The 24,361-nt window shown below is 63.0% G+C and carries 24 protein-coding genes; 7 read left to right on the forward strand and 17 right to left on the reverse strand.

The genetic code is table 11. The features are described from left to right. Position 1: 1 nt before the first annotated feature. The 9 genes from ACFRFQ_RS00630 to ACFRFQ_RS00670 form a co-directional block, all read right to left on the reverse strand. Complete coding sequence (locus ACFRFQ_RS00630; RefSeq protein ID WP_378651763.1) at positions 2-985, reverse strand: LLM class F420-dependent oxidoreductase; 984 nt, start codon at positions 983-985, stop codon at positions 2-4. An 85-nt stretch (positions 986-1,070) separates the two neighbouring features. Then, positions 1,071-1,559, reverse strand: coding sequence for a hypothetical protein (locus tag ACFRFQ_RS00635; protein ID WP_378651766.1), 489 nt, complete (start codon positions 1,557-1,559; stop codon positions 1,071-1,073). Beyond that, positions 1,556-1,783 (reverse strand): helix-turn-helix transcriptional regulator, encoded by a 228-nt coding sequence (locus ACFRFQ_RS00640; protein ID WP_378651769.1) that lies wholly within the window; start codon positions 1,781-1,783, stop codon positions 1,556-1,558. The genes ACFRFQ_RS00635 and ACFRFQ_RS00640 overlap by 4 nt, the downstream gene beginning before the upstream one ends. 59 nt (positions 1,784-1,842) lie before the next feature. Beyond that, positions 1,843-3,855, reverse strand: a complete 2,013-nt coding sequence (locus tag ACFRFQ_RS00645) for a YhgE/Pip family protein (protein ID WP_378651771.1) — start codon at positions 3,853-3,855, stop codon at positions 1,843-1,845. Between the two features lie 5 nt (positions 3,856-3,860). Further along, a complete protein-coding gene (locus ACFRFQ_RS00650) occupies positions 3,861-4,583 on the reverse strand; it encodes an ATP-binding cassette domain-containing protein (protein ID WP_378651774.1) in 723 nt (240 codons plus the stop codon). A gap of 195 nt (positions 4,584-4,778) precedes the next feature. Next, on the reverse strand, positions 4,779-6,614 hold the full coding sequence (locus ACFRFQ_RS00655; RefSeq protein WP_378651777.1) for an acyl-CoA dehydrogenase: 1,836 nt from the start codon (positions 6,612-6,614) through the stop codon (positions 4,779-4,781). Positions 6,615-6,700: 86 nt separating this feature from the next. Further along, the gene (locus ACFRFQ_RS00660) at positions 6,701-7,321 is read right to left on the reverse strand and encodes a class I SAM-dependent methyltransferase (RefSeq protein WP_378651780.1); all 621 of its coding nucleotides are present in this window, start codon (positions 7,319-7,321) and stop codon (positions 6,701-6,703) included. Positions 7,322-7,342: 21 nt separating this feature from the next. Then, a complete protein-coding gene (locus ACFRFQ_RS00665) occupies positions 7,343-9,799 on the reverse strand; it encodes an FtsX-like permease family protein (RefSeq protein WP_378651783.1) in 2,457 nt (818 codons plus the stop codon). Between the two features lie 2 nt (positions 9,800-9,801). Next, positions 9,802-10,572 carry an ABC transporter ATP-binding protein gene (locus ACFRFQ_RS00670; protein ID WP_378651786.1) on the reverse strand — a complete coding sequence of 257 codons (771 nt, stop codon included), beginning with the start codon at positions 10,570-10,572 and terminating at the stop codon, positions 9,802-9,804. Positions 10,573-10,681: 109 nt separating this feature from the next. Here ACFRFQ_RS00670 and ACFRFQ_RS00675 point away from each other — a divergent pair, with 109 nt between their 5' ends. The 3 genes from ACFRFQ_RS00675 to ACFRFQ_RS00685 all read left to right on the forward strand — a co-directional run bounded on the left by ACFRFQ_RS00675 (position 10,682) and on the right by ACFRFQ_RS00685 (position 13,728). After that, positions 10,682-11,908 carry a sensor histidine kinase gene (locus tag ACFRFQ_RS00675; protein ID WP_378651788.1) on the forward strand — a complete coding sequence of 409 codons (1,227 nt, stop codon included), beginning with the start codon at positions 10,682-10,684 and terminating at the stop codon, positions 11,906-11,908. After that, positions 11,896-12,537, forward strand: a complete 642-nt coding sequence (locus tag ACFRFQ_RS00680; protein ID WP_378651791.1) for a response regulator — start codon at positions 11,896-11,898, stop codon at positions 12,535-12,537. Before ACFRFQ_RS00675 ends, ACFRFQ_RS00680 begins: the two co-directional genes overlap by 13 nt. Positions 12,538-12,699: 162 nt before the next feature. Next, a complete protein-coding gene (locus ACFRFQ_RS00685) occupies positions 12,700-13,728 on the forward strand; it encodes a beta-ketoacyl-ACP synthase III (protein WP_378651794.1) in 1,029 nt (342 codons plus the stop codon). 72 nt (positions 13,729-13,800) lie between these two features. Here ACFRFQ_RS00685 and ACFRFQ_RS00690 read toward each other — a convergent pair whose 3' ends face one another. The 3 genes from ACFRFQ_RS00690 to ACFRFQ_RS00700 all read right to left on the reverse strand — a co-directional run bounded on the left by ACFRFQ_RS00690 (position 13,801) and on the right by ACFRFQ_RS00700 (position 17,045). Further along, a complete protein-coding gene (locus ACFRFQ_RS00690) occupies positions 13,801-14,955 on the reverse strand; it encodes an alkaline phosphatase family protein (RefSeq protein ID WP_378651797.1) in 1,155 nt (384 codons plus the stop codon). A 129-nt stretch (positions 14,956-15,084) separates the two neighbouring features. Further along, entirely contained in the window at positions 15,085-15,843 is a 759-nt protein-coding gene (locus ACFRFQ_RS00695) for a VOC family protein (protein ID WP_378651800.1), read from the reverse strand. 47 nt (positions 15,844-15,890) lie between these two features. Then, on the reverse strand, positions 15,891-17,045 hold the full coding sequence (locus tag ACFRFQ_RS00700) for a M20 family metallopeptidase (protein ID WP_378651803.1): 1,155 nt from the start codon (positions 17,043-17,045) through the stop codon (positions 15,891-15,893). A gap of 70 nt (positions 17,046-17,115) precedes the next feature. On the opposite strand from ACFRFQ_RS00700, the gene ACFRFQ_RS00705 reads away from it, so the two are divergent. Continuing rightward, positions 17,116-18,126, forward strand: coding sequence for an Lrp/AsnC family transcriptional regulator (locus tag ACFRFQ_RS00705; protein WP_378651806.1), 1,011 nt, complete (start codon positions 17,116-17,118; stop codon positions 18,124-18,126). On the opposite strand, the gene ACFRFQ_RS00710 is transcribed toward ACFRFQ_RS00705, so the two are convergent. After that, the gene (locus ACFRFQ_RS00710) at positions 18,116-19,072 is read right to left on the reverse strand and encodes an alpha/beta fold hydrolase (protein ID WP_378651809.1); all 957 of its coding nucleotides are present in this window, start codon (positions 19,070-19,072) and stop codon (positions 18,116-18,118) included. The genes ACFRFQ_RS00705 and ACFRFQ_RS00710 overlap by 11 nt on opposite strands. A 377-nt stretch (positions 19,073-19,449) precedes the next feature. Then, a complete protein-coding gene (locus ACFRFQ_RS00715) occupies positions 19,450-20,211 on the reverse strand; it encodes an SDR family NAD(P)-dependent oxidoreductase (protein ID WP_378651812.1) in 762 nt (253 codons plus the stop codon). A gap of 205 nt (positions 20,212-20,416) precedes the next feature. Between ACFRFQ_RS00715 and ACFRFQ_RS00720 the strand changes: the two genes are divergently transcribed. Further along, a complete protein-coding gene (locus tag ACFRFQ_RS00720) occupies positions 20,417-20,563 on the forward strand; it encodes a hypothetical protein (RefSeq protein WP_181933067.1) in 147 nt (48 codons plus the stop codon). Positions 20,564-20,658: 95 nt separating this feature from the next. On the opposite strand, the gene ACFRFQ_RS00725 is transcribed toward ACFRFQ_RS00720, so the two are convergent. After that, positions 20,659-21,480, reverse strand: coding sequence for a glycosyltransferase family 92 protein (locus ACFRFQ_RS00725; RefSeq protein ID WP_378651815.1), 822 nt, complete (start codon positions 21,478-21,480; stop codon positions 20,659-20,661). Between the two features lie 78 nt (positions 21,481-21,558). On the opposite strand from ACFRFQ_RS00725, the gene ACFRFQ_RS00730 reads away from it, so the two are divergent. Together ACFRFQ_RS00730 and ACFRFQ_RS00735 are read left to right on the forward strand one after the other, a co-directional pair. Further along, entirely contained in the window at positions 21,559-22,791 is a 1,233-nt protein-coding gene (locus ACFRFQ_RS00730; protein WP_378651818.1) for a cytochrome P450, read from the forward strand. Then, positions 22,788-23,336: a TetR/AcrR family transcriptional regulator gene (locus ACFRFQ_RS00735; RefSeq protein WP_378651821.1), complete on the forward strand. Its 549-nt coding sequence runs from the start codon at positions 22,788-22,790 to the stop codon at positions 23,334-23,336. Before ACFRFQ_RS00730 ends, ACFRFQ_RS00735 begins: the two co-directional genes overlap by 4 nt. A gap of 10 nt (positions 23,337-23,346) precedes the next feature. On the opposite strand, the gene ACFRFQ_RS00740 is transcribed toward ACFRFQ_RS00735, so the two are convergent. Together ACFRFQ_RS00740 and ACFRFQ_RS00745 are read right to left on the reverse strand one after the other, a co-directional pair. Continuing rightward, entirely contained in the window at positions 23,347-23,727 is a 381-nt protein-coding gene (locus ACFRFQ_RS00740) for an SdpI family protein (protein ID WP_378651824.1), read from the reverse strand. Positions 23,728-23,732: 5 nt separating this feature from the next. After that, positions 23,733-24,353 (reverse strand): L-threonylcarbamoyladenylate synthase, encoded by a 621-nt coding sequence (locus tag ACFRFQ_RS00745; protein WP_378651827.1) that lies wholly within the window; start codon positions 24,351-24,353, stop codon positions 23,733-23,735. Between the last annotated feature and the right edge of the window lie 8 nt (positions 24,354-24,361).

Here is a 24,361-nt window from a genome sequence, read left to right on the forward strand (position 1 = left end):
ACTACTTACCCACCAGCGGTCCGAGTGTGCGCCCGGCCAGGTCGACAATTCCTGGTTCGTTGCCGTTGGTGATGAGGTTGATGACAACTCCGTCGATCCCGTGGTCGAGGATGCGCGACTGAACTTGCTCGGCGACGTCGTCCGGGCTGCCGACGAAGTGGCGTTCGGTAGCCTTGGCGACCACGTCCTCCGGTGCCGTGGTGATGTCGAGCCCACGTTCTGCCATGAAATCGCGTTGGTGGGCGCGCGCCTTGTCACCGTCCTCGTCGATCATCATGAACGTGAGGAAGCTGGTTTCGAGTGTGGAGCGGTCGCGTCCCACTTCGTCGCATCGTGCTGCGAGGGCTTCCATCTTGCGGGGCAGTTCGGACGGATCACAGATGATGTTGAGGTGGTCTGCGAATCGCGCGGCAAGGGCAAACGTCTTCTTCTCGCCGCCGCCGCCGAGCAGGATCGGCAGGTCGTCGCGGACGCGGGGTTCGTTGATGGCTTCCTTGACGTGGTACCACGTGCCGTCGAAGGTGGGCCGCTGACCGCGGAGCATCGGTTCGATGATCTGCAGAGCCTCGTCGAGTTTCTGGAACCGTTCGGTGAAGGTGCCGAACTCGTAGCCGAAGGAATTGTGTTCGAGTTCGAACCAGCCTGCTCCGATGCCGAGGATGGCGCGACCACCGCTCACCACATCCAGCGTGGTGACGGTTTTGGCGAGCATCGGCGGGTTTCGGTACGTGTTGCCGGTGACGAGGGCAGACAGTTGGATGGTGCTGGTAGCTGTAGCCAGCCCGGAGAGCGCTGAATACGCCTCGAGCATGGGCGCATCGGGTTCGCCGATGCCGGGGAGTTGGTAGAAGTGATCCATCACGAACGCGGTGTCGAAACCAGCGGCTTCGGCTTCACGAGCTTGAGCGATGACGGTGGGGAAGAGGTCCTTGACCGGGCCACCGTAGCTGAAATTGGGCATTTGGTATCCGAGGCGAGTACTCACTGGTTTGACGTTACTCGCGATCGGTTGCCCTGGCACGACTTTACCAACTCTATGGATTCTGTTGTGCCGGGCAGACTTCGGGAGTTCAGAGCAGTTCTTCGGCTGCCTCACGCAGGGCGGCGCGCTTCTGGTGGTGCTTTACGCCCAGGACGGCGGCCGTGAGGCCGACGAGTGCGCCGACTCCAGTGCCGGCCCACGTCGCGATTCCCTCGCCCGGCCGAGTCATGAGTTGGGCGATGACGCCGATCAATGCAATCAGATAGACGGACCCGGCCAGGAGAACTCGGGGCTGGAGACCCTTCATGCTTGCGTAGGCATCGACGTCGTGAGCCTGTGCGTACCGCAGCACCACCATCGAGCAGACAAACCATCCGATGATCAGTCCCAGAGAAATCCAGGCGCCGGTTCGTCCGGCAACCCAGGGCAGGATCGCCGCCGCGATCAATGCGATCCAGTACGCGAATTGGAACCCGACGGCCGAGGCTTCGTTCCACACGTCGCGTTGGCGCTCGTCCTTGTAGAAATCGTCGTCCAGATCGCCGACGAATCGCAGTGCCTTCATCATGGTGCTCATACTGTCTCCTCGGCATGTTCCGGTAGCGGGAAGAGCGTTTCGACGGTGGTACCCAGAGCCCTTGCCAGTCGTACTGCCAGGTAGACGCTGGGTGCGTAGTCTCCGCGTTCGATGGAGACGATGCTCTGTCGACTCACCTGCCCAGCTGTGGCCAGCTGCGCCTGCGTGAGCCCGACGCTGCGTCGGTGCTCACGCACACGGTTGTCTCCGGCTCTTTCGGGCATGAGAAAAGTAAAGAATACTTGTCATTCAATGTCAAGCAAACTTGTCATTACTGCCGGCGCTACACCTCGATCGGGGGATGCAATCTGTCCATCGTCCACTGCCGATTACGCCGGGCGGCAAGTGAACTGGCGGTCAGTGATGCGATCAGCACGCCGCTGAGTACCGCTATGGACACCCAGAGTCTCGAGTCGATTCCGCCCACCGTGAGCTGGCGCAAACCGTTGACGGCGTAGGTCATCGGATCGAAGGGATGAATGATCTGGAAGGGTTTGGCTGTGGTTTCCACAGGATAGATTCCGCCGGCCGAGACCAGTTGCAACATCAGGAACGCCAGTGTGACAACACGTCCGACGGACACGCCGAATATCGCGTTGAAGGCCTGGATCAGAGCCATGTAGGTGCCCGTGATGAGTATGAGAAATCCGATGGTGCCCGCGACATGCGTGGCATGCAGCCCCACTCCGAAGTGCACTACCACGTACATGACGATCACTTGGCAGACGCCGATCAGCAGTGCCGGCCAGTACGACGCCAGCACAACGCGCAGTGCGCCGAGTCCGTTGGCGATCGGACGGTTCTGCAGCGGCTTGAGCAGCATCCACGTGATGATGCCGCCCACGAACAGTGCCAGCGGAAGGAAGAACGGAGCAAAACCGGTGCCGAAGGTAGCCGCTCGGTTTTTGTAGGTTTCCTGTAGTTCGACCGGGCTGGAGAGTGTTTGCGCTGCTGCCGTGCGCTGCTCGTCGGTCCAACTCGGCACCTGCCCGGAGCCCTCGCCGAGTTTGGTGGCGAGTTCGGACGCGCCGGCCTGCAACTTGGGGGTTCCCTCGGCGAGTTGAGCGGCGCCGGTGGCGAGTTCGAAGCTGCCGTCGGTGAGCTGGACGAGGCCACTGCTCAGCGTTTGAGCTCCGGCATTGACCTCTTGGCCGCCGTCGCGTAGTTGGACGAGCCCGCTGCGCAGCTCGCCGCCGCCTCCGACTGCAGCGCTCAGGCCGGCGCGGAAGGTACTCGACGGGTCCCCGAGTTGATACGCGAGTTGCTGTGCGCCGCTTTTGAGCTCGGCCAGTTGCCCCATCGTGGATTCGCTGAAGCCTTGGGTGCGGAGAATGTCCTGGGCGGGTACCAATGCGTTGGCGATCTGCTGGGAGACGGGATCGGGGTTCAGACGCAGTGCCGCCACAGCTTGGCTCACCAACTGTGTTGCCTGAGCTTGGGTGTCGCCCAGAACGTTGAGGGTGTCGACGACTTGGGTGACACCGCCACTGAGTTCTGTTGCGCCGTTGCCCAGTTGACCGGCGCCCACATCGAGTTGTCCCAGTCCGTCGGTGAGAGCCAGGACGCCACCGGTTGCGGTGTCGATTCCCGCCGAGAGTTGCGCTGTGCCACCGGCGAGGGTGGCAGCGCCGTCGCGGGCGGTCACCATGTTGTCCGCCAAAGTTTTGGAGCCACTGGCCAGTTGGGCTGCGCCGTCGTTGGCCGTCGTCATTCCGGCGGAAAGTTCCTGCGCGCCGTCAGCGGCCTGCTTCAACCCGGCACCCGCGTCGGTGAGCCCCAGCAGGACCGTCTCGACGGATTGTGCGCCGATTGTGGCACCCACCTGGCCCAGAACCTGTTGCGCGGCATTTTGGCCGATGATGGTGGCCAGGTAGTTGTTCACGTCGTTGAACGTGAACTGCAACTGGGCTTTATGTGGATTGTCGGACGTGGGCGATGCAACCGCTTCACTGAAATTCTCGGGCAATGTCAACGAGAAGTAGTAGGTGCCGTCCGAAACGCCCTGCGCTGCTTCGGCCGGGGAGACGACGTGCAGGTCCAGTTCGCCGGAGTCGAGGAGAGCTTGGCTCACCTGGTCACCCGCGTTGAGTTCTTTCCCTTGAACCATGGCGCCGCGATCGATGTTGACCAGTGCGACCGGGACCTTGTTGACCTCGCCGAACGGATTCCAGAACGCCCACAAGTACATTGCGCCGTACAGCAGTGGCATGAGGATGATGGTGACGAGTGCGATTCGGGGCATGACTCCCCGCGAGAACCGCTTGAGTTCGGTTCCGAGTGACATTCCTGCAAGCATCGCGGCTACCTCGCGCCTTCTTGTTCGGGATTGGTGACATCGTCGAGCAGGGTGAGCGCGTCGACGGGCGACCCCTCGGGCAGTGGATTCACTGTCGAGCAGATGATGGTCTGATATCGCCCTAGGTCGGCGAGTCGCTCCACCAGGTAGGCGCGCTCGGAATCGCGTCGTACCTGCTCGAGGTCGTCGATGACAAGCACCGCGGGTTTCTTGGTGTTGGCGACGGCGATCCGCAGCAGGGTGGCTTCGAGTTCACCGAGATCGCTGACGTACTGACTAAGGCGAGGTAGTGGGTGCTCGCCGAACACCGGTCCGCAGACGGCGGCCAGTTGCTCCTCTCCGGCGCGGCCGATCAATTTGTACCATGGTGCATCCCAACGGATCTGCTCCGTGACGAGGTCGCGAACGGTGACCGACTGAGCCAGTTCGTCGATGTCCTCGAAACCGGCGATGCCGCAAAGGTCGAAGATGGCGCGTGGGCGGGTACGTCCGAATACGTTCAGTGATCCGGAACTGGGCTTCAATCGTCCGCTCAGGGCCAGGAGCAGTGAGGTGCGTCCGGAGCCGGCCGAGCCTTCGATGACGGTGACGCCGCCGGCTCCGATGTCGAGGTCTACCGGACCGAATACCGGGCCCCACGGGCCGTCGAGGCGCAGTCCTCGCGCTGTCACCGCTGTCTCGCGGGTGTACTCGGGCTGAGATTCGTACGCCTCGTGCAGAGCGGCCACGGCGATCACCTTTTCGGGTTGGAGTCGGCGGTGTCGGTTCAGCCAACCACAGACGACCCGAACCGGTGATCCAAGCGTGCGTCCGATCGTGAAGGTTTTTGCTCGCTGAGCGGGCAAAAACCTTCACGATCACGCAGCTGAAACAGGTCCGGCCGCTGAGGAAAAACCCTCAGCGGCCGGACCTGTCGGCAAAGATCAGAATGCAGCTTCGTCGATCTCCATGATGTCGCTTTCCGTGTTGGCGATGATCTCGCGCGACGCGGTGAGCTCCGGCAGTACGTTCTTGGCGAAGAAGGACGCGATGGCGACCTTGCCCTCGTAGAACGCCTTGTCCTTGTCGGAAGCGCCGTTGTCCAGCGCGGTGAGAGCGATCTCCGACTGACGCAGCAACTGCCAGCCGATGATCAGGTCGCCGACAGCCATCAGGAAACGCACCGAGCCGAGTCCGACCTTGTACAGCTCGGAAGGCTGCTCCTGGGCGCCCATGAGGAACCCGGTGAGGGTTGCCGCCATGGTCTGGACGTCTTCGAGAGCCGTAGCGAGCAGTGCGCGCTCCGCCTTGAGACGACCGTTGCCGGCTTCGCTGTCGATGAACTGCTTGACCTGTCCGGCGATGTGAGCGAGGGCGACACCGCGGTCACGAGCGATCTTGCGGAAGAAGAAGTCCTGCGCCTGGATGGCGGTGGTTCCTTCGTACAGCGAGTCGATCTTGGAGTCGCGGATGTACTGCTCGATCGGGTAGTCCTGCAGGAATCCCGAGCCGCCGAGGGTCTGGAGGCTGTCCGTCAGGTACTGGTACGCACGCTCGGAGCCGACGCCCTTGACGATGGGGAGCATGAGGTCGTTGACGCGGAACGCGGTGTCCTTGTCAGCGCCCGAGACATGCTTGGCGACGATCTCGTCCTGGTGTGCGGCGGTGTAGAGGTACACCGCACGCAGACCTTCGGCGTATGCCTTCTGCATTGCGAGGCTGCGACGCACGTCGGGGTGGTGCGTGATGGTGACGCGGGGTGCGGCCTTGTTGCTCATCTGGGTGAGATCGGCACCCTGGACGCGCTGCTTGGCGTAGTCGAGAGCGTTGAGGTATCCGGTGGAGAGGGTGGAGATGGCTTTGGTGCCCACCATCATTCGAGCGTGCTCGATGACGTCGAACATCTGCGCGATGCCGTTGTGAACCTCGCCGACCAACCAGCCCTGGGCGGGGACGCCGTGGCCACCGAAGGTGAGCTCACACGTGGTGGACGCCTTGAGGCCCATCTTGTGCTCGACGTTGGTGACGAAGACGCCGTTGCGCTCGCCGAGTTCGTTGGTCTCGAAGTTGAAGTGCGTCTTCGGGACGAAGAACAGGCTCAGGCCCTTGGTGCCGGGGCCGGCGCCTTCGGGGCGAGCGAGGACGAGGTGGAAGATGTTCTCGAACAGATCATCCGACGTTGCAGACGTGATGAAGCGCTTGACGCCTTCGATGTGCCAGGAGCCGTCGTCCTGCTTGATGGCCTTGGTGCGGCCGGCACCGACGTCGGAGCCGGCGTCGGGCTCGGTGAGGACCATGGTGGCGCCCCATCCGCGTTCCACAGCGGTGGCTGCCCAGCTCTTCTGCTCTTCGGTGCCGTTGTTGAACAGCACGTCGGCGAAGGAGGGACCGGCCTGGTACATGAATGCGGCCGGCTGCGCGCCGAGGAGCATTTCGGAGATCGCCCATACGACCGCGCGGGGGACGGGTACGCCGCCGACCTCTTCGCTCAGGCCCATGCGGAACCACTCGGCGTCCCACATGGAGCGGAAGGACTTCTTGAAGGATTCGGGAAGCTTCGCCTCGTGGGTCTCCGGGTCGAAGACAGGCGGGTTACGGTCGGCGTCGGCGAAGGCCTCGGCGAGCGGTCCCTCTGCCAGTCGTGCGACCTCGGCCAGCATGCTGCGGACGGTGTCGGCATCGAGATCGCCCCAAGCGCCTTCGCTCAGTGGCTTTTCCAGTCCGAGTACCTCGAAGAGGTTGAACTCGAGGTCCCGAACGTTGCTCTTGTAATGGCCCATGTCTGCTTCTCCCAGTGAGGTGGTGCGGTCCAGCACTCCTAGTACCGCCCGAAGTTTATTACTCGTCGGTAACTTAATACATGTTACTAGCCGTTCTTACAACTGCCAACAACAAATTTCCTGCCGATGACAAGAGCGTCGATCGCAATTCCCGTTTCGGTGTGCCTGTGGGGATTTCCGGCGATCTCGAACTCGAGCCTCGAGCTGAACTCTTCCATCAAATCTTCTGGGGTGTAGAGGATTTCAGGATCTTGCGGTCCGCCGACTCCGTAGTCGACATTGCTGCGGTCGTGACCCAAAATCATGAGGATTCCATCAGGTTTCAGAGAATTTATGGCACGGTTCACAACCACCGTGCGCTGTGGCGCCGGCAGATGGAGGTACAGGACGAGCGCAAGATCGTAATTGGAGCCGTACTCGAGCGTGGTGACGTCACCGCAGCGGTAGTCCAGTCGATCGACCACGGAGCGTGGGGATCGGGAAGCGATCGTGCGGGCCTTGTCGATCGCGACGGCCGAGTAGTCGATACCGGTCACCTCCCAGCCTCGCGTCGCCAGCCACAACGCGTTGCGGCCCTCACCGCAGGCCAGGTCCAATGCCTGGCCGTGGGGGAGGGCCGTCGCGTATTCCACCAGAAGCTCGCTCGGGGGAGCGCCCCAGACAAGTTCGGATCGTTCGTATTTCTTGTCCCACTCCGCCGCGTCCATAGGTAACGACGGTAGTGGCACTCAGTTCTTGCGCAGTCCCGCTCGTGTCGGGATGGCGATGGAAAGGAATCCCAAGGCGGCGGTGACGGCAACAATCGATCCGTAGACCACCGGCGAGACCACGGGAATCGGCGTGCCGGAGACGGCCAGGGCGATCCCCATCAGCGGCGGGATGGTGATCAGTGTCCCCACCACAATGGCAATGCCGACCACCATGACGGATTCGATGCGCATCATCGCGCGAATCTGATTGGTCCGAGCGCCTACCAGTTGCAGTAATGCAAACTCCCGCGAGCGTTCGGCCGTGGCCGCGACCAAGGTGTTCACAACAGCGACGGCCAGATAGCCGAGCAGAACCAGGACCGCGAGGATGCTCACCCAGGACTGCATCCGACGCTCGTCGGCGCCGGCGGCCCCGAACTGGTCCTGATTCATGGCAGCGACAGCGGGGAAGGGTTGCAGAGACTGCTGCACCTCGTCGACGCGTCCGGGTTCGGCGCGAACCAGAACGGTGTCGATCAGCGCGTCGGTCGAGTGCGTGCGCAGCGTGTCGACGGGCAGGGTGACGTCGCCGAAACCGAGCCCGCGACCGTACGTCGCGACGACCAGCGGATGTATCACCGTGCCGTCGCCGAGATGGAGATCGATGCGACCACCGACGCGGGCACCGAGGGTGAAGGCGCCGTCGCTACTCACAGCAACGGTGTCGCCGGTCAGGTCGGCCAGGTCTCCGTCGATGACATCGAGGTCGAGAGTGGATGCCGCGTGGGCGGCGTCGATCCCCTGCGCGGAGATCGGCGTAACCGATGTGCCGGTCTCGTCCCCGCTCGGCACCGGCAGGACCTGACTGCGGACGACGGGGTTGGCAGCGCTCACACCAGGAACCGCCGCGATGGAATCGAGGAGCGCGGGTGCGATGCCGGCCGGAGCGCCGACGATCAGATCGGCGGTCACTCCTTTGATCGATTGATCGGTGGCCTCCGCGGCGACGGTGGACTGGCTGAAGAACTGCACGCAGCCCAGGGCGATGGCCAGAGCCAGCGGCACGATGGCGGAGGAGAGCCGACGCGAATGAGATTCGGCATTCGCGGCGGCCAGAACTCGCGGCGCCCGGGTGCTATGACGCAGTGGCCCGCCGACGGTCCGGATGATGGCGCGCACCAGCAGTGGGCCCAGTAAGGCGACGGAGAAGATCAGCAACAGTGCGCTGCTGCCCGCTCCGGCAGCGGCAACCTCGCCGGGCAGGAACGCCGGGAGTGCGGACATACTCAGTCCGAGTACGCCGAGCACAACGCCGGTGACAATCCGGGATTTGCTCAATTCGGCTGGGCCACGCTCGGATTCGCGCAGCGCCTCGGTGGGTTCGAGTTTCGCCGGGCGCCGGGCAGCTATGGCGGCTGCGCCCCGCGCGGTCAGAAGACAGATCGCAAATGCGCTGAGCACGGGAATCGGGCTGTATACCAAGGTAAAATCGGGAGGGATGACGCCGGCGCTCGCGAACTGTGCGCCCAGAACTCGGGCGAGCAGGAATCCGGGGATCAGTCCGAGGGCTGCTGCGGCGGCAGAGACGAGGAGTACCTCGCGTCCGATCATCGTGTGAATCTGGCGAGTAGTCGCGCCGATTGCGCGTAGCAGAGCGAACTCTCGACGGCGCGCGTTGATCGACAGAGACAGCGTGCTGGACACGACGAACATTGCGACCATCAGCGCGAGACCGGCAAACGATGCGCAGAGCGCGATCAGCTGAGTTCGCGCAGCTCCCGCATCGAGGAATTCGACGCCTCCGCGTGCGGTGCCCGTCGAGACTTCCGCGCCGGTTCCTGCCACGGCTTCGCGGGCCAGAGCGGCCGCATTCACGCCTTCGGGCGCGATAACACCGACGGCGGTGACGGAGTTCTGGTGCGGCCACAACCGTTCAACCTCCCGGTCGTCGAGGAAAACGAGTGCCGGACGGTCTGGTGATGCTTCCGATGCCGCATCGGCTGTGCCGACTACGGTGTACTCGTCCGGTACCCCGCCGTGTGCCAGCGTGATTCGCTCGCCGACGGTAGCGCCGGTGGTCGAGACCACCTCGTTGCGGCTCTGCGGAGCGCGGCCCTCGGTGATCGAGTACGGCGCCAATTGTGCTGTGCTCCAGGGATGTGCGTCGAGTACAACGCCCTCGGTGGTGCTGACGGGGACCGAGATATCGGGCACCACGGTGACATCGAGCGCGTCGAGTCTGTGGACCACATCGTCGCCGAGCAGAACCCGTTCGGCAAAAGGCTGATCGGCGTCTTCCTTGACGGCCAGTGCCTGTGGCGCGCTGACTACGACGTCGGCTCCGGCGTAGAGGTGCGGCGAGACTCCGCCTCGCACTCCTGATTCCAGCAAGATGCCCAGCGCGCAGGTGAGGAGGGCGGCGCAGAACACGGAGACGAATACGGCGATGAAGCCGGAGCGATGTGCCTTCAGGTGGGCAACGGTATGAGCTTTCACGGTCACCAGTCCCCGAGGTGTGTCATGCGCTCGGCGACCTGCGCCGGGCTGGGCCGGTCGAGGTGCCCGACCAGTTTTCCGTCCGCCAGAAACACCACTCGGTCGGCATACGACGCCGCAACGGGATCATGGGTGACCATGACAACGGTTTGATCGAACTCGGCAGCGGTGTGGCGCAACAGTTCCAATACCTGCTTCGCGCTACGTGAATCGAGTGCGCCGGTGGGTTCGTCGGCAAAGAGCGCGTCGGGTCGGGTGATGAGGGCGCGGGCGATGGCGACTCGTTGTTGTTGTCCGCCGGAAAGTTCGGCGGGTGCGCGATTGCGCAATGCGCCGAGTCCGACGGCATCGAGAACGAAGGTCAGATAGTTCTCGTCGGCGGTGCGTCCGGCGAGGAGTAGGGGGAGTGTGATGTTCTGCTGCACGGTCAGCGCGCCGAGGAGGTTGTACGCCTGGAAGACGAACCCGACGTGGTCGCGTCGGAAAATGCTGCGGGCCTTCGGTTTCAGTCGTGTTATGTCGGTGCCGCCCAGCCAGGTCGATCCGCTGGTCGGGCTGTCGAGACCGGCAGCGCAGTGCAGGAAGGTGCTCTTGCCGGAACCGGACGGGCCCATCACTGCGGTAAATGTGCTGCGGGGCAGGGTGAGGCTGACGTTGTCGAGAGCGGTGACGCCGCCGACCTTGCCGTAGACCTTGCTGACTCCTTCGAGGCGAACGGCTGCGGCGGTCGTCGCCGGCGTCGGGGGTGTGCGGACCGCGTGTCGATTCTTCATGGAATGAACGCTATGGACATTCGGCGACTCTCGACATCCTGCAGAGTCCCGAATCTATGGTGTAGCCAGCTGTAGTGGATCTGCGCCGTGAGTGCGGCATGCTGGGACGGTGAAGCAGAGATTGCGGGCCGTGCGCTACGTACTCGTCGAGGGTTGCGCCGGCGTGGTGTCCTTGGCGTTGGTGATGGTGGGCATGATCTTGCTTTCATTGTCGGTGCTGATCGTGGGGTGGGTGCTGATTCCGTCGTACCTGCGTGTGTTGCGGTGGTGGGCGGATCTTGCCCGCACCCGGTCGGCGCGCTACTCGGGTTCCGCTGTTCCCCATCGCTATCCGCCGATGCCGGCCAACCCGGGAATCGGGGATCTGCGTCGGTTGCTCACCGATCGGTCGACGCGCCGCGACGGCGGCTGGTTGGTTCTCCATGCGATGGGAGCGCCGGTGGCCGGGCTTCTCGCCGTCGCGTTGCCGCTGGGTGCGCTCAATACCTTTGTGGTTCCGTTCTATTGGCAGGCGATGCCCGCTGATGAGCCGGTGTCCAATCCTTATCCCGTGACGTCGTGGTGGGGCGCAGCCGGCATGCCCGTCGTCGGTGCTGTGTATTTGTTGTTGGCGTGGTGGCTCATTCCGGTGATGGCGCGGTGGCTCTCTTTGTCGGCGTCGTCGCTGCTGGCGAAGGATGCCCGGGCGGATTTGTCGCGACGGGTCAGTGAATTGACCGCTAGCCGGGCGGCGGCGTTGGACGCGCACTCGGCAGAGCTCAAACGCATCGAGCGGGATCTGCACGACGGTGCCCAGAATCGGCTGGTGGCGGTGGTCATGATGCTCGGAATGGCAGAGCGGGCACTGTCGAACAATCCGGATCAGGCACTTCCGCAGCTGCACCGGGCGCAGGCAGCGGCCACGGAAGCGCTGAGCGAGTTGCGGGCGCTTGTTCACGACATCTACCCGCCGATTCTCGACGAACTCGGACTGGAGGGCGCGGTGTCCGCGCTCGCGGGACGTTCATCCGTGCCCTGCGTGCTCGAGATCGACGACCTACGACGCGCTCCGGCCGCGGTGGAGGCCGCTGCCTATTTTGTGGTGGCCGAGGCACTGACCAACGTTGTCAAACACAGTGGCGCACGTGCTGTTACGGTGCGAGCGGCCACGAAATCGAATCCTGAGACCATGACAATCGAGGTCATCGACGACGGGTACGGCGGTGCGAGTGAGCGTGCCGGTGGTGGCCTTGCCGGGATCCGGCGTCGGGTCGAAGCATTCGAGGGAACTGTGGACCTGGACAGTCCGGCCGGTGGGCCGACAACGATGAGGGTGGAATTGCCGTGCGGATTCTGATTGCCGAGGACGACGCGTTGCTGCGTGAGGGACTGGCGCTGCTGTTGCGCGGGGAGGGCTACGAGGTAGTCGCGGTGCCGGACGCGGATCAGTTCCTGTCGATCTTCGACGAGATCGCCCCCGATGCCGCTGTCCTGGACGTGCGGATGCCGCCTACGTTCACCAACGAGGGTCTGCGGGCCGCAATCGAGGTTCGCAAGACCCGGCCGGGCTTCCCCGTTCTGGTGCTCTCCGCGTACGTGGAGGACCGCTACGCCGGTGAGCTCCTCGCGGGCGGTGCCGGAGGCGTGGGATACCTCCTGAAGGAACGTGTCGGCAAGGTCGCCGAATTTGTCGACGCGCTCGAGCGGGTGATCGGGGGCGGAACCGTCATGGATCCGGAGGTGGTATCCCAACTGATGAGCCGTCGGCGCGCCGACGATCCCATTCGCGCACTCACTCCGCGGGAATCGGAAGTGCTCGGTTTGATGGCAGAAGGGTTGGGAAACCAGGAAATCGCGCAGAAACTTGTTGTCAGCGACACCGCTGTGAGCAAGCACATAGGAAATATCTTCGCGAAGCTCGGCCTGTCGACTTCCCAAAGCGGGCATCGTCGTGTTTTGGCTGTTCTGGCCCATTTGCGAGCTTGATCGAACATCTGGACGGCAGACGCGCCCGAAGCGTAATGTGAGCCAGCCTCATGTTGTTGTCGTAACGTAACGGTGACCTGAGAGGCGTGGGCGTATGTCCGCTACGTAACGTGTGATCTCGGAAACGAGTAGAGCACCTGAAGACAACGAGGAGATCGATCAATGGGTAAGCCGATTGCCAGCGTGGCCGGAGGTCGGCAGTCCGTCCTTCTCGGGCTCGGCGTTCACCGCCCTGAGCGGGTTGTGACCAACGACGAGATCTGCGAGACGATCGATTCCACCGACGAGTGGATTCAGACCCGCACGGGCATCAAGTCGCGCCGCTTTGCCGGCGACGGCGAAGGCGTCGTCGCGATGTCTCTCGGTGCCGCACGTGGCGCTCTGGCTGCCAGTGGCATCTCACCTGAGCAGATCGGCGCTGTCATCATCGCCACCTCCACATACGACCTGCAGACGCCGCAGGCCGCGTCGGTGATTGCTCACGAACTCGGTATGAACGGTCCGGCTGCATTCGACCTGGCTGCCGGCTGTGCCGGGTTCAGTACCGCACTCGGTGTCGCCAATGACCTGATCCGCGGTGGAACTGCCGACTACGCGCTTGTTGTCGGTGTCGATCGCATGAGTGACACCACCGAGCCCACGGACCGCAGTGTGCGCTTCATCTTCGGCGACGGCGCCGGTGCTGTCATCGTCGGTGTCAGTGACACTGTGGGAATCGGCCCCGTCGAGTGGGGTTCGGACGGAAGCCAGTCCGACGCCATCAAGCAGGAGCCGAGTTGGCTCGAGTTCATCGAGAAGCCCGAAGGTGCTCGCCCGTGGATCAAGATGGCCGGCACGGCCGTATTCCGTTGGGCTGCTTTCGAAATGGGTAAGGTTGCCACGCGCACACTCGAAAAGTCGGGCCTGACCATCGATGACATCGACGCGTTTGTGCCGCACCAGGCCAACCAGCGCATCAACGAGGTCATCGCGCGCAGTATGAAGCTGCCCGAGGGATTCCCGGTCTCCAACGACATCGCCGAGACGGGCAATACGTCTGCTGCTTCGGTTCCGCTGGCCATGGAGCAGATGCTCCGCGACGGCCAGGTCAAGCCGGGCGACAAGGCCCTGTTGGTCGGCTTCGGTGCCGGACTGTCCTACGCCGGCCAGGTTGTCATCCTGCCGCCGCTCGGAACTGATCCGAACGCCTGATCCTTCACGAACGGAGAGCCCGCGAACCACGATGGTTCGCGGGCTCTTGTTCGTTCGGCAGCTCCGTTGGGGTCAGCGAGCCGGAGATGTCAGTAGTGGGATCAGTAGTTCGTCCGCGGTGAGGGCGCCGTGCTGACCTGGCAGCCCGGCCAAGCCTGATTCCACCGTACGACGCACCACCGCGACGTCGTCCGTGGCGATGGCGATGACGTCGCCGATCCGCCCGTGAAATGCGGAATGCACTGAGGGGCCGAATAACCCGGCCACGATGCCCTCGGCTCGTGTTCCGATCCACATGCGGTCGCCGAGTTCGGAGCGCCAACGTGCGGCCACGTCGGCTGCCGCACCTTCACGGGTGTGGATGTGCCGGCAGCGTGGTTCGCCGGCGAGCGCGAGGACGTCCTTGGACAGGACGGGCGAGTTGTCGTAGTCGATCTTGTTCGCGTCGGTGATCTCGACCATTCCGTGGTCGGCAGTCACGATCAGCGTCACGTCCGGACCGAGTGCGGCGGAAAGTTGTTCGACAACACGGTCCACCAGGGACAGTTGCTGGAGCCACGGCTCCGATTCGGGTCCGTACACATGTCCGAGGGCGTCGATCTCACTGATGTAGCAATACGTGAACGTGCGCTCCGCCGATTTTGCGACGGCAACCGTGCGAGCCACCAGATCGCCGTACGCCTGAATGCCGGCAAATGCTGCTCCACGCATACCCGCGCGAGTGAGTCCGCTGCCGTCGAACTTGGACGGGACAACAGTCGTCACGGTGATGCCTGCGGCCTGTGCCCGGTCGAACGTCGTCGCTTCCGGTTGGAGTACCTCGGGGACTATCGAATCGGCGTACGACTCTTTTTTCCCAGTGGGATGCCACCCCAGCCAATTGAAGACCGAATCGGCTTCTTCGACGTACGACTGATAGCCGGTGATGCCGTGTGCGCCCGACGGGAGGCCGGTTCCCAAGGACACGATGCTGGTGGCCGTCGTCGTGGGAAATCCGGCGCGGATGGGAGAGCCCACCCACGAGTTCAGGTACGGCGCATGCTCGGCATTGCGAGAGAGGAGATTAGCCCCCATGCCGTCGACCAGCAGAATCACGGTTCTCTTGCTGGGTGGCAGATTCAGCCGATTGGCCTCGCCGGCAACTCCCAGCGAGGCGAGAATTGACGGCGCAAGGGTCGACAGTGTCGGTTGCGAGTACACATCGAGGAGAGGTGCGGGGGCGGGCATCTCATGAGATTAGGCGGTGAACGACGAAAACTGCACACCTTCTGGGCGAGCGTTCACATCGGCGCCCCGCCTTCGCGCGCCTTTTTCGGTAGTCGCACTACCGAAAAAGGCGCACGCGCCCGCGGGCCCTCAGCCCACGATGGTCGAAATGCGGAATGCCGCCCCCAATGGATCTGCGACACCCGCCAGGCGTCCGAACGGGGTGTCCTCAGGGGCCGCGATGACGCTGCCACCGAACTCGACGACCTTGGCGACTGCGGCATCGGTGTCGTCGGCGCCGAAGTACACCTGCCAGAAGGACGGCACCTCAGTCGGCAGGAACGAACTGGCGTCCATGACACCGGCAACAGTGGCATCGCCCAGCTTGGCCTGGGAATAGCGGAACTCGTCGGTGTCACCCATCGACTCGTACTCCCAGCCGAACACGTCTGTGTAGAACGGCAGCGCCGCCGTGTAGTTCTTCGACATCGTCTCGTGCCATACGGGTGCACCCGGTACTCCGACCGACCCGAAACCCTTGTGCTGATCGGGTTGCCAGATTCCGATCACCGCTCCGGCGGGATCGCCGACGATCGCCATGCTGCCCTGATCGCCGACCTGCATGGACGGCATCATGATCGTGCCGCCGGCAGCTTCGGCTTTAGCGGCAGAAGCGGCCGCGTCGGAGGAGGAGATGTAGGTGGTCCAGACGTTGCCGTACGGATTGCCCTCCTGCTGGGGGCCGAGACCGGCGATGGGTTGCCCGTCCTTGCTGAAGATCGCGTATCCGCCGTACTGCGGATCGTCGTTACTGTCGACCTGCCAGCCGAATACGTTGGTGTAGAAGTTCTTCGCGACCTCGGTGTCCGAGCTGGTGAGGTCGATCCAACAGGGAGTTCCGTCGAGCATGAGTTCCTCCTGTGCGTCGTGGTGGTAGTCGACGCTACAGAAAAATCTCACGGGGCCGCAGGCGCTTCGAGCAGCCGGGCACGCACCCCCGCATCGGTCGCGCAGTCGATCGCCGTCCACACCAATCCCAAAGCACCGTCCAGTACGGCTCTGTCACCGGTCTCGGAACGGCAGTATGCCGTGAACTCCGGTTGGTGATTGCCCGCGCCGTTGCAATCGATTCCGATGATGGGATGGATGGTCGGGATGCGGTGCGAGACGTTGCCCATGTCCGTGGACCCGGCCGCTGGACCGTTGTAGTCGAAGAACGTGCGGCCGAGAGCCTCGAGGTTCTCCTGGTACAGGGCGCTCAACTGCTGATCCCACCGCGACTCCGCGTACGCGGGCGACGGCGACGTCATCGCGATGTCGCACCCCGTCGCGATGGCGCCGGCGGTGAAGCACTGCTCCACCTTGGGCTGGGCGGCCTCGACGCCGCCCAATGTCTCGGCCCGGACAGCGTATGTCCCGTGCGAACTACCGGGAATGACATTGGGCGCGACTCCGGCATCGCTGACGTAGCCGTGAACTTGAACGTCCCGCGGAAGATGCTGTCGCAGTAAGCCGATACTCACCTGAGCGACAGTGAACGCGTCGGCCGCGTTGACGGCCCCCACGGCAAAGGATGCGTGCGACGACACTCCCGTGTATTCGACGTCCAGGTGCGAGATGGCAAGCATGTTGGGTGCGCGCAGGTCGCCGGCGCCGGGGTGCACCATCATGGCGCAGTGTAGTGAATCGAAGATGCCCTCCTCGAGCATCACGACCTTTCCGCCGCCGCCCTCTTCCGCGGGAGTGCCGAAGACAGCCACGGTGATTCCCAGTTCGTCGGCCAACGGCGCGAGGATCAATCCCGCGGTCACCGCGGCAGCGGCGATGATGTTGTGCCCACACGCATGTCCGATGTCCGGGAGCGCGTCGTACTCGGCAAACAATCCGATCACGAGTTCGCCGCTGCCGTAGGTGGCGGCGAGTGCGGTCGGGAGTCCGGCAACACCACGTTCGACAGCAAAACCGGCACCCTCGAGCATGTCCGCGACGGCGGCTGACGCGTTGTGCTCGGCAAACGCGAGTTCGGGGTCTTCGTGGATCTGGTGACTCAGTGCCAGCGCGGCATCGGAGACGGTGTCGAGGTGCTTGGCCGCGCGATCTTTTGTCGTCATCGTCTGAGCGTGCGTTCGCACTGGGATTTTCGGGCCGATATGCAGTATTTGTGCACTAGTTTGTTTCACCATGCAGGATTCGATAAATCTGGACGAGATCGATCTGCGAATCGTCCACGCGATGCAGGTACAACCGCGCGCTCCGTGGGCGTTGATCGGTCATGTTGTCGGGGTTGATCCGGTGACCGCTGCGCGGCGGTGGGCATCTCTCACCGATTCGGGAACTGCCTGGATAGCGGCGTATCCGGCCGCCGACGCGGGATCGGTGTTGGCGTTCCTCGACGTCCGGTGTGAACCGCGATCACGCCAACAGCTTGTCGACCGACTCGCGGCGCACGCGCATGTGATGAGCGTGAATGTGCACTCGGGTGGTTGCGTGGTCATGGCGGAAGCATTGTTCGGCAGCACCACTGCACTGGCTCGGTACGTACTCGACGATCTGCAACGTCAGGATGGGGTGACCGACGTCGTGGTACACCCTGTCACCAGGGTGTTCACGGAGGGAAGTCGTTGGCGGCTGGGCACTCTCGAACCATCCGGAGTTCGGACGTTGCGCGAATCCGGGGTGGCTCCGCCGCCGCTCGGTCGCAGGCATCCGTTGGACAGCGCAACTGTCGCCGTGATCGATGTTCTCGGACGCAAACCGCGAGTATCGGTGACCGAACTGGCTCACGAACTGGGGATAAGCGCGTCGACGGCTCGTCGACGACTGGGCCGGGCATTGTCGCAGCACACCGTGTTGCGTTGTGAATTGGCACGATTCGCGACGGGACGGCCGATTCGGGTGCTGTTCACCGCCAGGATTCCCGCACTCGACGTCGAGCGCGTCGCACGAATCCTGAGGGCCCGGACCGAGATTCGCCTTGTTGTGACCGTCGCAGGCCCGGACAATCTGTTCTTCACGGGGTGGTTACGATCGCTGACGGAGATCGCGGCGCTCGAACTGGAACTGGCCACTCGGGCGCCGACTCTGACTGTGACGGACCGGCGAATCGTGCTGGATACGCCAAAACTGATGGGACACTTGCTCGATCGAGACGGCAGATCCACCGGTGTGATTCCGGTGGGTGTCAGGTCGTGATCAGGTCTGTGTGCGACAGCCACGCCAGCACATGACGGTTGAACTCGTCGGGCAATTCCAGTTGGGGAGTGTGCCCGGTGTCGCCGAGAATGATCGTGGTCCAGTGCGGGTGCGCTGCGGCAGCAGACCGTGCGGCAGCTACCGAAACGAGGCGATCGCGCTCACCGTGCAAGAGGAGGGTGGGGACACTGATGTCGCGCAACGCTTTTCGATACTTCTGGGGGCGGGCCAGCACAGTGAGCAGTGATCGTGCGGCTTGTAGGAAGTCTGCATCCTGGGTAGAGAAGCCGCGCCGGATCTTCGCCAGCGCCGCGCCCGCGGCAATTACCTCGGAGTCCGCGCGGGCGGGGTCGACGAAGCAGAGGTCGGTCATCTGCGCCGCCAGTTGCTCGTCCGTCAACTTTCGTCGACCCAAACTCATTGCCTGTTCCCCGAGGTAGGGAAGCGCGTAGACGAGGAATTGGGCAGCAACAACCGGGTCGGGGATCCGGATCGGTAGCGGCAGCGCCGGGTCGACCAATACCAGGCCGGCCACTGAATCAGGGCGGGCGTCGGTAGCGAGGGCAGAAACCATTCCGCCCATCGAGTTTCCGAACAGAATGACCGGTTTCCCGACAACGGTTTCGATAAACCGGTTCAGGAGTGCGGTATTCGAGTGGACGTGAGTGGTGCGGCCGTGAGCCTGTGTCAGGCCGAAACCAGGCAGATCCACCGCGTAGACACGTGTGTGTTTTGCCAGCGTGGGCGCCACCCGGACCCAGTTCAGATGTGAGCCGCCGAGTCCGTGGACGAGGACGATAGGCGGCGTGGTGTCGTCCGGGTCTTCGGGTCCTCCGAAGTTCACCCAGTGCACGTCCCCGTCGAGATCGGCGATGTTGCTGATTCCGCCCCAAGGGGCACTGAGCGCAGCATCGGCGTCTTCCAGGGCGGAGCGGGGCGAAGTCATCTCTCCAGAATGCACGCTATTTGCCGATTGTGTGAGTGCTCTGTGCCGTCGATCACGCAGTGCGTTGTGGCGGTGTCGAGCGCATTCGTTCTATTGGGCTGCGGCAGAGACGGTTTCGCAGTTGTCCGGTTTGTACGATCCCGTTCGGGTGCTTGCCATCGCAGCTGCAGTGTCAGGCATACTGGCAGCCATGTGGTGGATGGTCGGTTTAATCATTCTGACTGTCCTGAGTCTGTCGTCCGCTTTGGTGGCATTTGTATTTCACCGATCAACGGCTGAGGACAGGACATTGCTGGGTGATTCAAGCAAAAGCAAAGCCGAACGGCCCTGAACCGGTAATCGGTCCAGGGCCGTTCGCAGCTGTCATCCCCGGTCTGTCAGCCCCAGCGAGACTGTCCACCGTCGAGCGGGATCGTTGCACCGGTCAGGTAGCCGGCATCGGGTCCGACGAGGAATGCGACGGCGGTACCGATGTCGTTTTCGCAGTCACCGATGCGGCGCATCGGAATACTGGCTACAAACGCCGCTGCTTCCTCGGGACGAGCGTCGGCCCATCGCTGCAAGCCGGGCGACGACGCGTGCGGCGCGACAGCAAGGACACGAATCCCGTCGACGCCCCATTCGCATGCCGCTGCTCGCGTAAGCGCCCGCACCGACTCCTTGACGGCCGCGTACCCGCCGTAGCCGCTGGCGTCCCAACGCACGGCCACCGAGCTGACCATGTTGATGATCGCGCCGCCGCCGCGGGCCTTCATCGACGGGTAGCACGCCTGCATCGTGCGCAGCGTTGCCACGGGCCCCGACTCGAGTCCGGCAGCCAGCTTCTCCGGCGTCAGATCCAGAATGTTGCCCAGTGGGTTCAGGCTCGCATTGTTGACGAGGATGTCGACTCCACCGAACAACTCGACGGTTCGATCAACAGCTGCGGTGATGGAGTCTCCGTCGCTGACATCCGCCAACACGGGTTCAGCGCGGCCGCCGCGATCGACGATTTCCTTGCATGTGTCCACAAGCTTCGATTCGGTGCGACCGACAACGGCGATGGATGCACCTTCCTTGGCCAGGGCAAATGCGACTCCTTGCCCAACACCTTGGCCGGCGCCTGTGATGAGCGCCACTTTCCCGTCCAATTTGCCCACAGCTGTTCTCCTGCTCGTCATTTAGCGGTCCCCGAATGGTTGCCTCCCCCGCGCAGTATTTCTCCTGGCTTCTTACTGGTCGGGATGTGATCTATATCCCACTCAGTGGAACCGCTTTTAATATCGACCGTCTTACAGCTAATGTGAGCGCGGTTACACACCCGGCGCGGGGCCCGCGCACACATTCCATGATGAGGAGCTAGACATGGCAACCACAGGCAGCATTGATCCCGATACCGCAAAGTTGCTCGCTGACTTGGCTAAGTACGCTTCGCCGATCGCGGGCCTCATCGGCGGCGTCGGCGCGATTCTCGGAATCGCCGGACTGATCAACGCCGGCACCGGCTCCTGATCTGTTCTGATCTGAATCTCCGGCCCGCGAACTGGTAACGGTTCGCGGGCCGGAGGTCTATCAATAGTTTCAATATCTGTGTCTTACAGACACATTCATTGGATGTGAGCCTGCGGAACCCTCAGGCTCTCGGCAGTGTCCGGCCGTGTGTGGTTTTTCTTCGGTGTCAGGTCGAGGACGGCTTCGCTACCGCGGTAGTGATGGAACCGGAAGAGCGAGCGGTCCGGCGTGATGCGGGTGTCGTTCCCCGTGGTCTTCCAGTGCCAGTGAATGTCGGCTTCGAGAACTTCCGGCAGTCGGACGATGTTCTTGCAGCCGTACTCTTGCAGCCCTTGGCATTTCAGATCCTGCAGTTCGCGGGGTTGCCCGCCGCGAGTCCACCGTGATTCGTAGACCAGTGCGTCGAGTTGGATCCGGTGGCAGTCCTGTTCCGATGCAGTGAGCAGTAGGGCGTCCCAGTCCAATCCCGGTGCGTGCTGGAGATATTCGTCGGCGTCGATGAAGGCGCTCCACGAAACGGCACTGCGGAATCGCGTGATGTAGTCGACGTAGGCCTCTACCTGGCCGTGCACTATCCGGCCTTCCTCATCTCGGGGTTGCCACTCGATGACCGTGACGGGGAGTCCCTGCAGTTCGCGGCGAAAAGCTGCTTGAACGTCACTGTCGGAGAGTGTTTCGGTATAGGCGCCGTAGGAATTTCCGCGCTTGTCGACGCTTCCTCCATGCCACCGGTTCAGACTGAACGCACTGCTGCGCCGCGAGGATCCCACGGAACCGGTGTTGTCGTACAACACGACGTCCCAGCCCTGTTCGATGTGGTGCACGCACCAATCGCGGATGAAGGGTAGGTGTTCGCGGGGGAGAAGGACAGCGACAACGGTGCGGGTCTTGTTACTGGAACTGCGCTCCGTTGTCATGGGGACACGATATGCGGCGGACGCATCCCGCGGACACCAATCGTTGACATAATCGCAATTCTGTCTCATAGTCGAGGCATGACGTCATCTGTGTCACACTTGCCACGGTTTGTTCCGTCGACCGGGGAATCCTGGCGATCGCCCTGGGCGATGTACGACGCGTTGCGTGAACACGACCCCGTGCATCACGTTGTTCCCGAAGTGTCCGGGGACGACTACTGGGTTCTCACGCGCCACGAGGATGTCTACAACGCAGCGCGGGATTACCAGACGTACTCGTCTGCCAAGGGGCTGACCACCGTCTACGGTGAGCTGGAACAGATAGGCATGCAGGACAATCCGCCATTTGTGATGCAGGATCCGCCGGCTCAGTCGGAGTTCCGCCGCATGGTGTCCAAGGGATTCACTCCCCGTCAGGTATCTGCCGTCGAGCCGATGGTTCGGGAGTTTGTCGTCGAGCGAATCGAAGCGTTGAAGGCTCGCGGCAGCGGCGACATCGTCGTCGAACTTTTCAAGCCACTGCCGTCGATGGTAGTTGCGCACTATCTAGGAGTGCCGGAATCCGATCGCGACCAGTTCGACGGGTGGACCGAGGCGATCGTCGCTGCAAATTCGGCCGGGGGTGCGCTCGCTGCAGCAACAACGGCGCAGGCCGCGACCGGTGAGTTGATGATGTACTTCGCGTCGTTGGTCGAGCGTCGCAAGGTGGAACCGGGCGACGATACGATTTCACACCTCCTCGCGGCAGGGCTCGGTGAGGAGGGGGACATCAGTGGTTTGCTGTCGATCCTGGGATTTGCGTTCACGATGGTGGCAGGTGGAAACGACACCACAACAGGGATGTTGGGCGGTTCGGTGGCGATGCTGACCGAGCGCAGAGACCAGCGGCAGCTTCTGATCGATGATCCGGAACTGATCACCGACGCGGTGGAGGAACTATTGCGTCTCACGTCGCCGGTGCAGGGTCTGGCCCGCACCGTCACCCGCGATGTGAGCCTGGGCGGCAAGACTATTCCCGCGGGACGTAAGGTGCTGCTGATGTACGGCGCCGCCAATCGCGACCCGTCGAAGTACGGCCAGGATGCCGGCGAACTCGACGTGCTGCGCAAACCGCAGAAGATCTTGACGTTCAGTCACGGCGCACATCACTGTCTGGGGGCGTCGGCTGCTCGTATGCAGGCGCGAGTTGCGTTGGAAGAGTTACTGGCTCGCATCCCTGACTTTCACGTCGACATCGACGCGATGACGTACGCACCGGGAAACTACGTGCGCCGTCCGCTGACTGCTCCGCTGTCGGTGAACGCGTCGTGAGTAACGACTGGCTGGGGGACGGGCGGGCCCTCGCTGCTGCCGAAAAGATCCTCGACAGCGCGGGGCTGTTGTTTGTCGAGAAGGGTGTAGGTGCGGTGGGAATGGCGGAGATAGCCTCTGCTGCAGGCTGTTCCCGCGCCACGCTGTACCGCTATTTCGAGAACCGCCAGTCGCTGCACGTTGCGTTTGTTCACCGCGAGGCGCGCAAGTTGGGAGCCGAGATTGCCACAACGGTTGCGCCGATAGCTGATCCGCGGGAGCGCCTCGAAACGGCGATCCTCTCAGCGGTCTCGGCGGTGCGCAGTACCCCGACGCTGGCAGCGTGGTTTTTGCCCGGGGACGCCAGTCTGGCCGGTGAGCTGGCAAATTCGTCAGAGGTCATCAATGGTTTGGGTGCCGCGTTCCTCGGCAGCAGCGCAGACGCGGCCCAGGCGAAGTGGACGGTGCGAGTTATTCTCTCGCTCCTCATGGTGCCTGGCGTCGACGCGCGCGACGAACGGGCGCTGGTGAAGGCGTTTGCCGCCGGAGTCCTGATGCGAACTTAGTTGATCGGATTCAGTTGCGGCATTGGATGTCTCGGGCCACCTTGTTGGCGGTCCGTGTCGCAGCCAGGATCAGAACAGTTACTGCCGCAAACAGCACGACGGCCACCGCGGCAGAAGCGGCGGTCCCGACACCGACGGTGATCCCGACAACAACCTGAACGGCAATGCCGGCCAGCCCAAGCCACATTGCGCGGCGCAGTCCCGGGCGGGCAGCCTGATGGGACCGTTGCCAGGCTTCGGGGCTCGACATGGTGGCTTTGGTGCGTATTCCCATCACGGAGTTCGGCTCGTCGCCGGGAAACCTGACGATCAGCGATGTCACTGCTAGCAGCATTACGGTTCCGATGGACAAACCGAGTACAAGACCGACCAGATCTGGAGAGTGCGACATTCCATTCACTCGAAGCGTGAGGGATCGCCGCCGCCGACGCGTACAACCTCCGGTGCGCCGGAGGAGAAGTCGACAACAGTGGTGGGTTCGGTGCCACAATCGCCGGAGTCGATGACGGCGTCCAGTTGATTGTCGAGCTCTTCCTTGATCAGCCAACCATCTGTCATGGGTTCTTCTGCGCCGGGCAATATCAGGGTGCTCGAGAGCAGCGGTTCACCCAGTTCGTGCAGCAAGGCACGCACTACCGGATGGTTGGGGATTCGCACGCCGACGGTTTTCTTCTTCGGATGTGCGAGGCGACGCGGCACTTCCTTGGTTGCGGGCAGAATGAACGTGTATTGGCCTGGCGTGGCGGCCTTTACAGCGCGAAATGCGGCGTTGTTGACATGGACGAAGTGGCCGAGCTGTGAGAAGTCCGCGCACACCAGGGTGAAATGGTGATCGGAGCGCAGCGACCTGATGTCACGAATCCGATCAGCGCCACCGTGGTTGTCCATCCGGCTACCCAGCGCGTAGCAGGAATCCGTCGGGTAGGCGATGAGGGCATCGTCCCGAAGCATTGCGACGATCTGGCTGATCGCACGCGGCTGCGGGTCGTGCGGGTGGACATCGAAGTATCTGGCCATGTGTCCAG

It is taken from the genome of Rhodococcus sp. NPDC056743 (genome assembly GCF_042790355.1).
In the GTDB taxonomy this organism is placed as follows: Bacteria; Actinomycetota; Actinomycetes; order Mycobacteriales; family Mycobacteriaceae; genus Rhodococcus_F.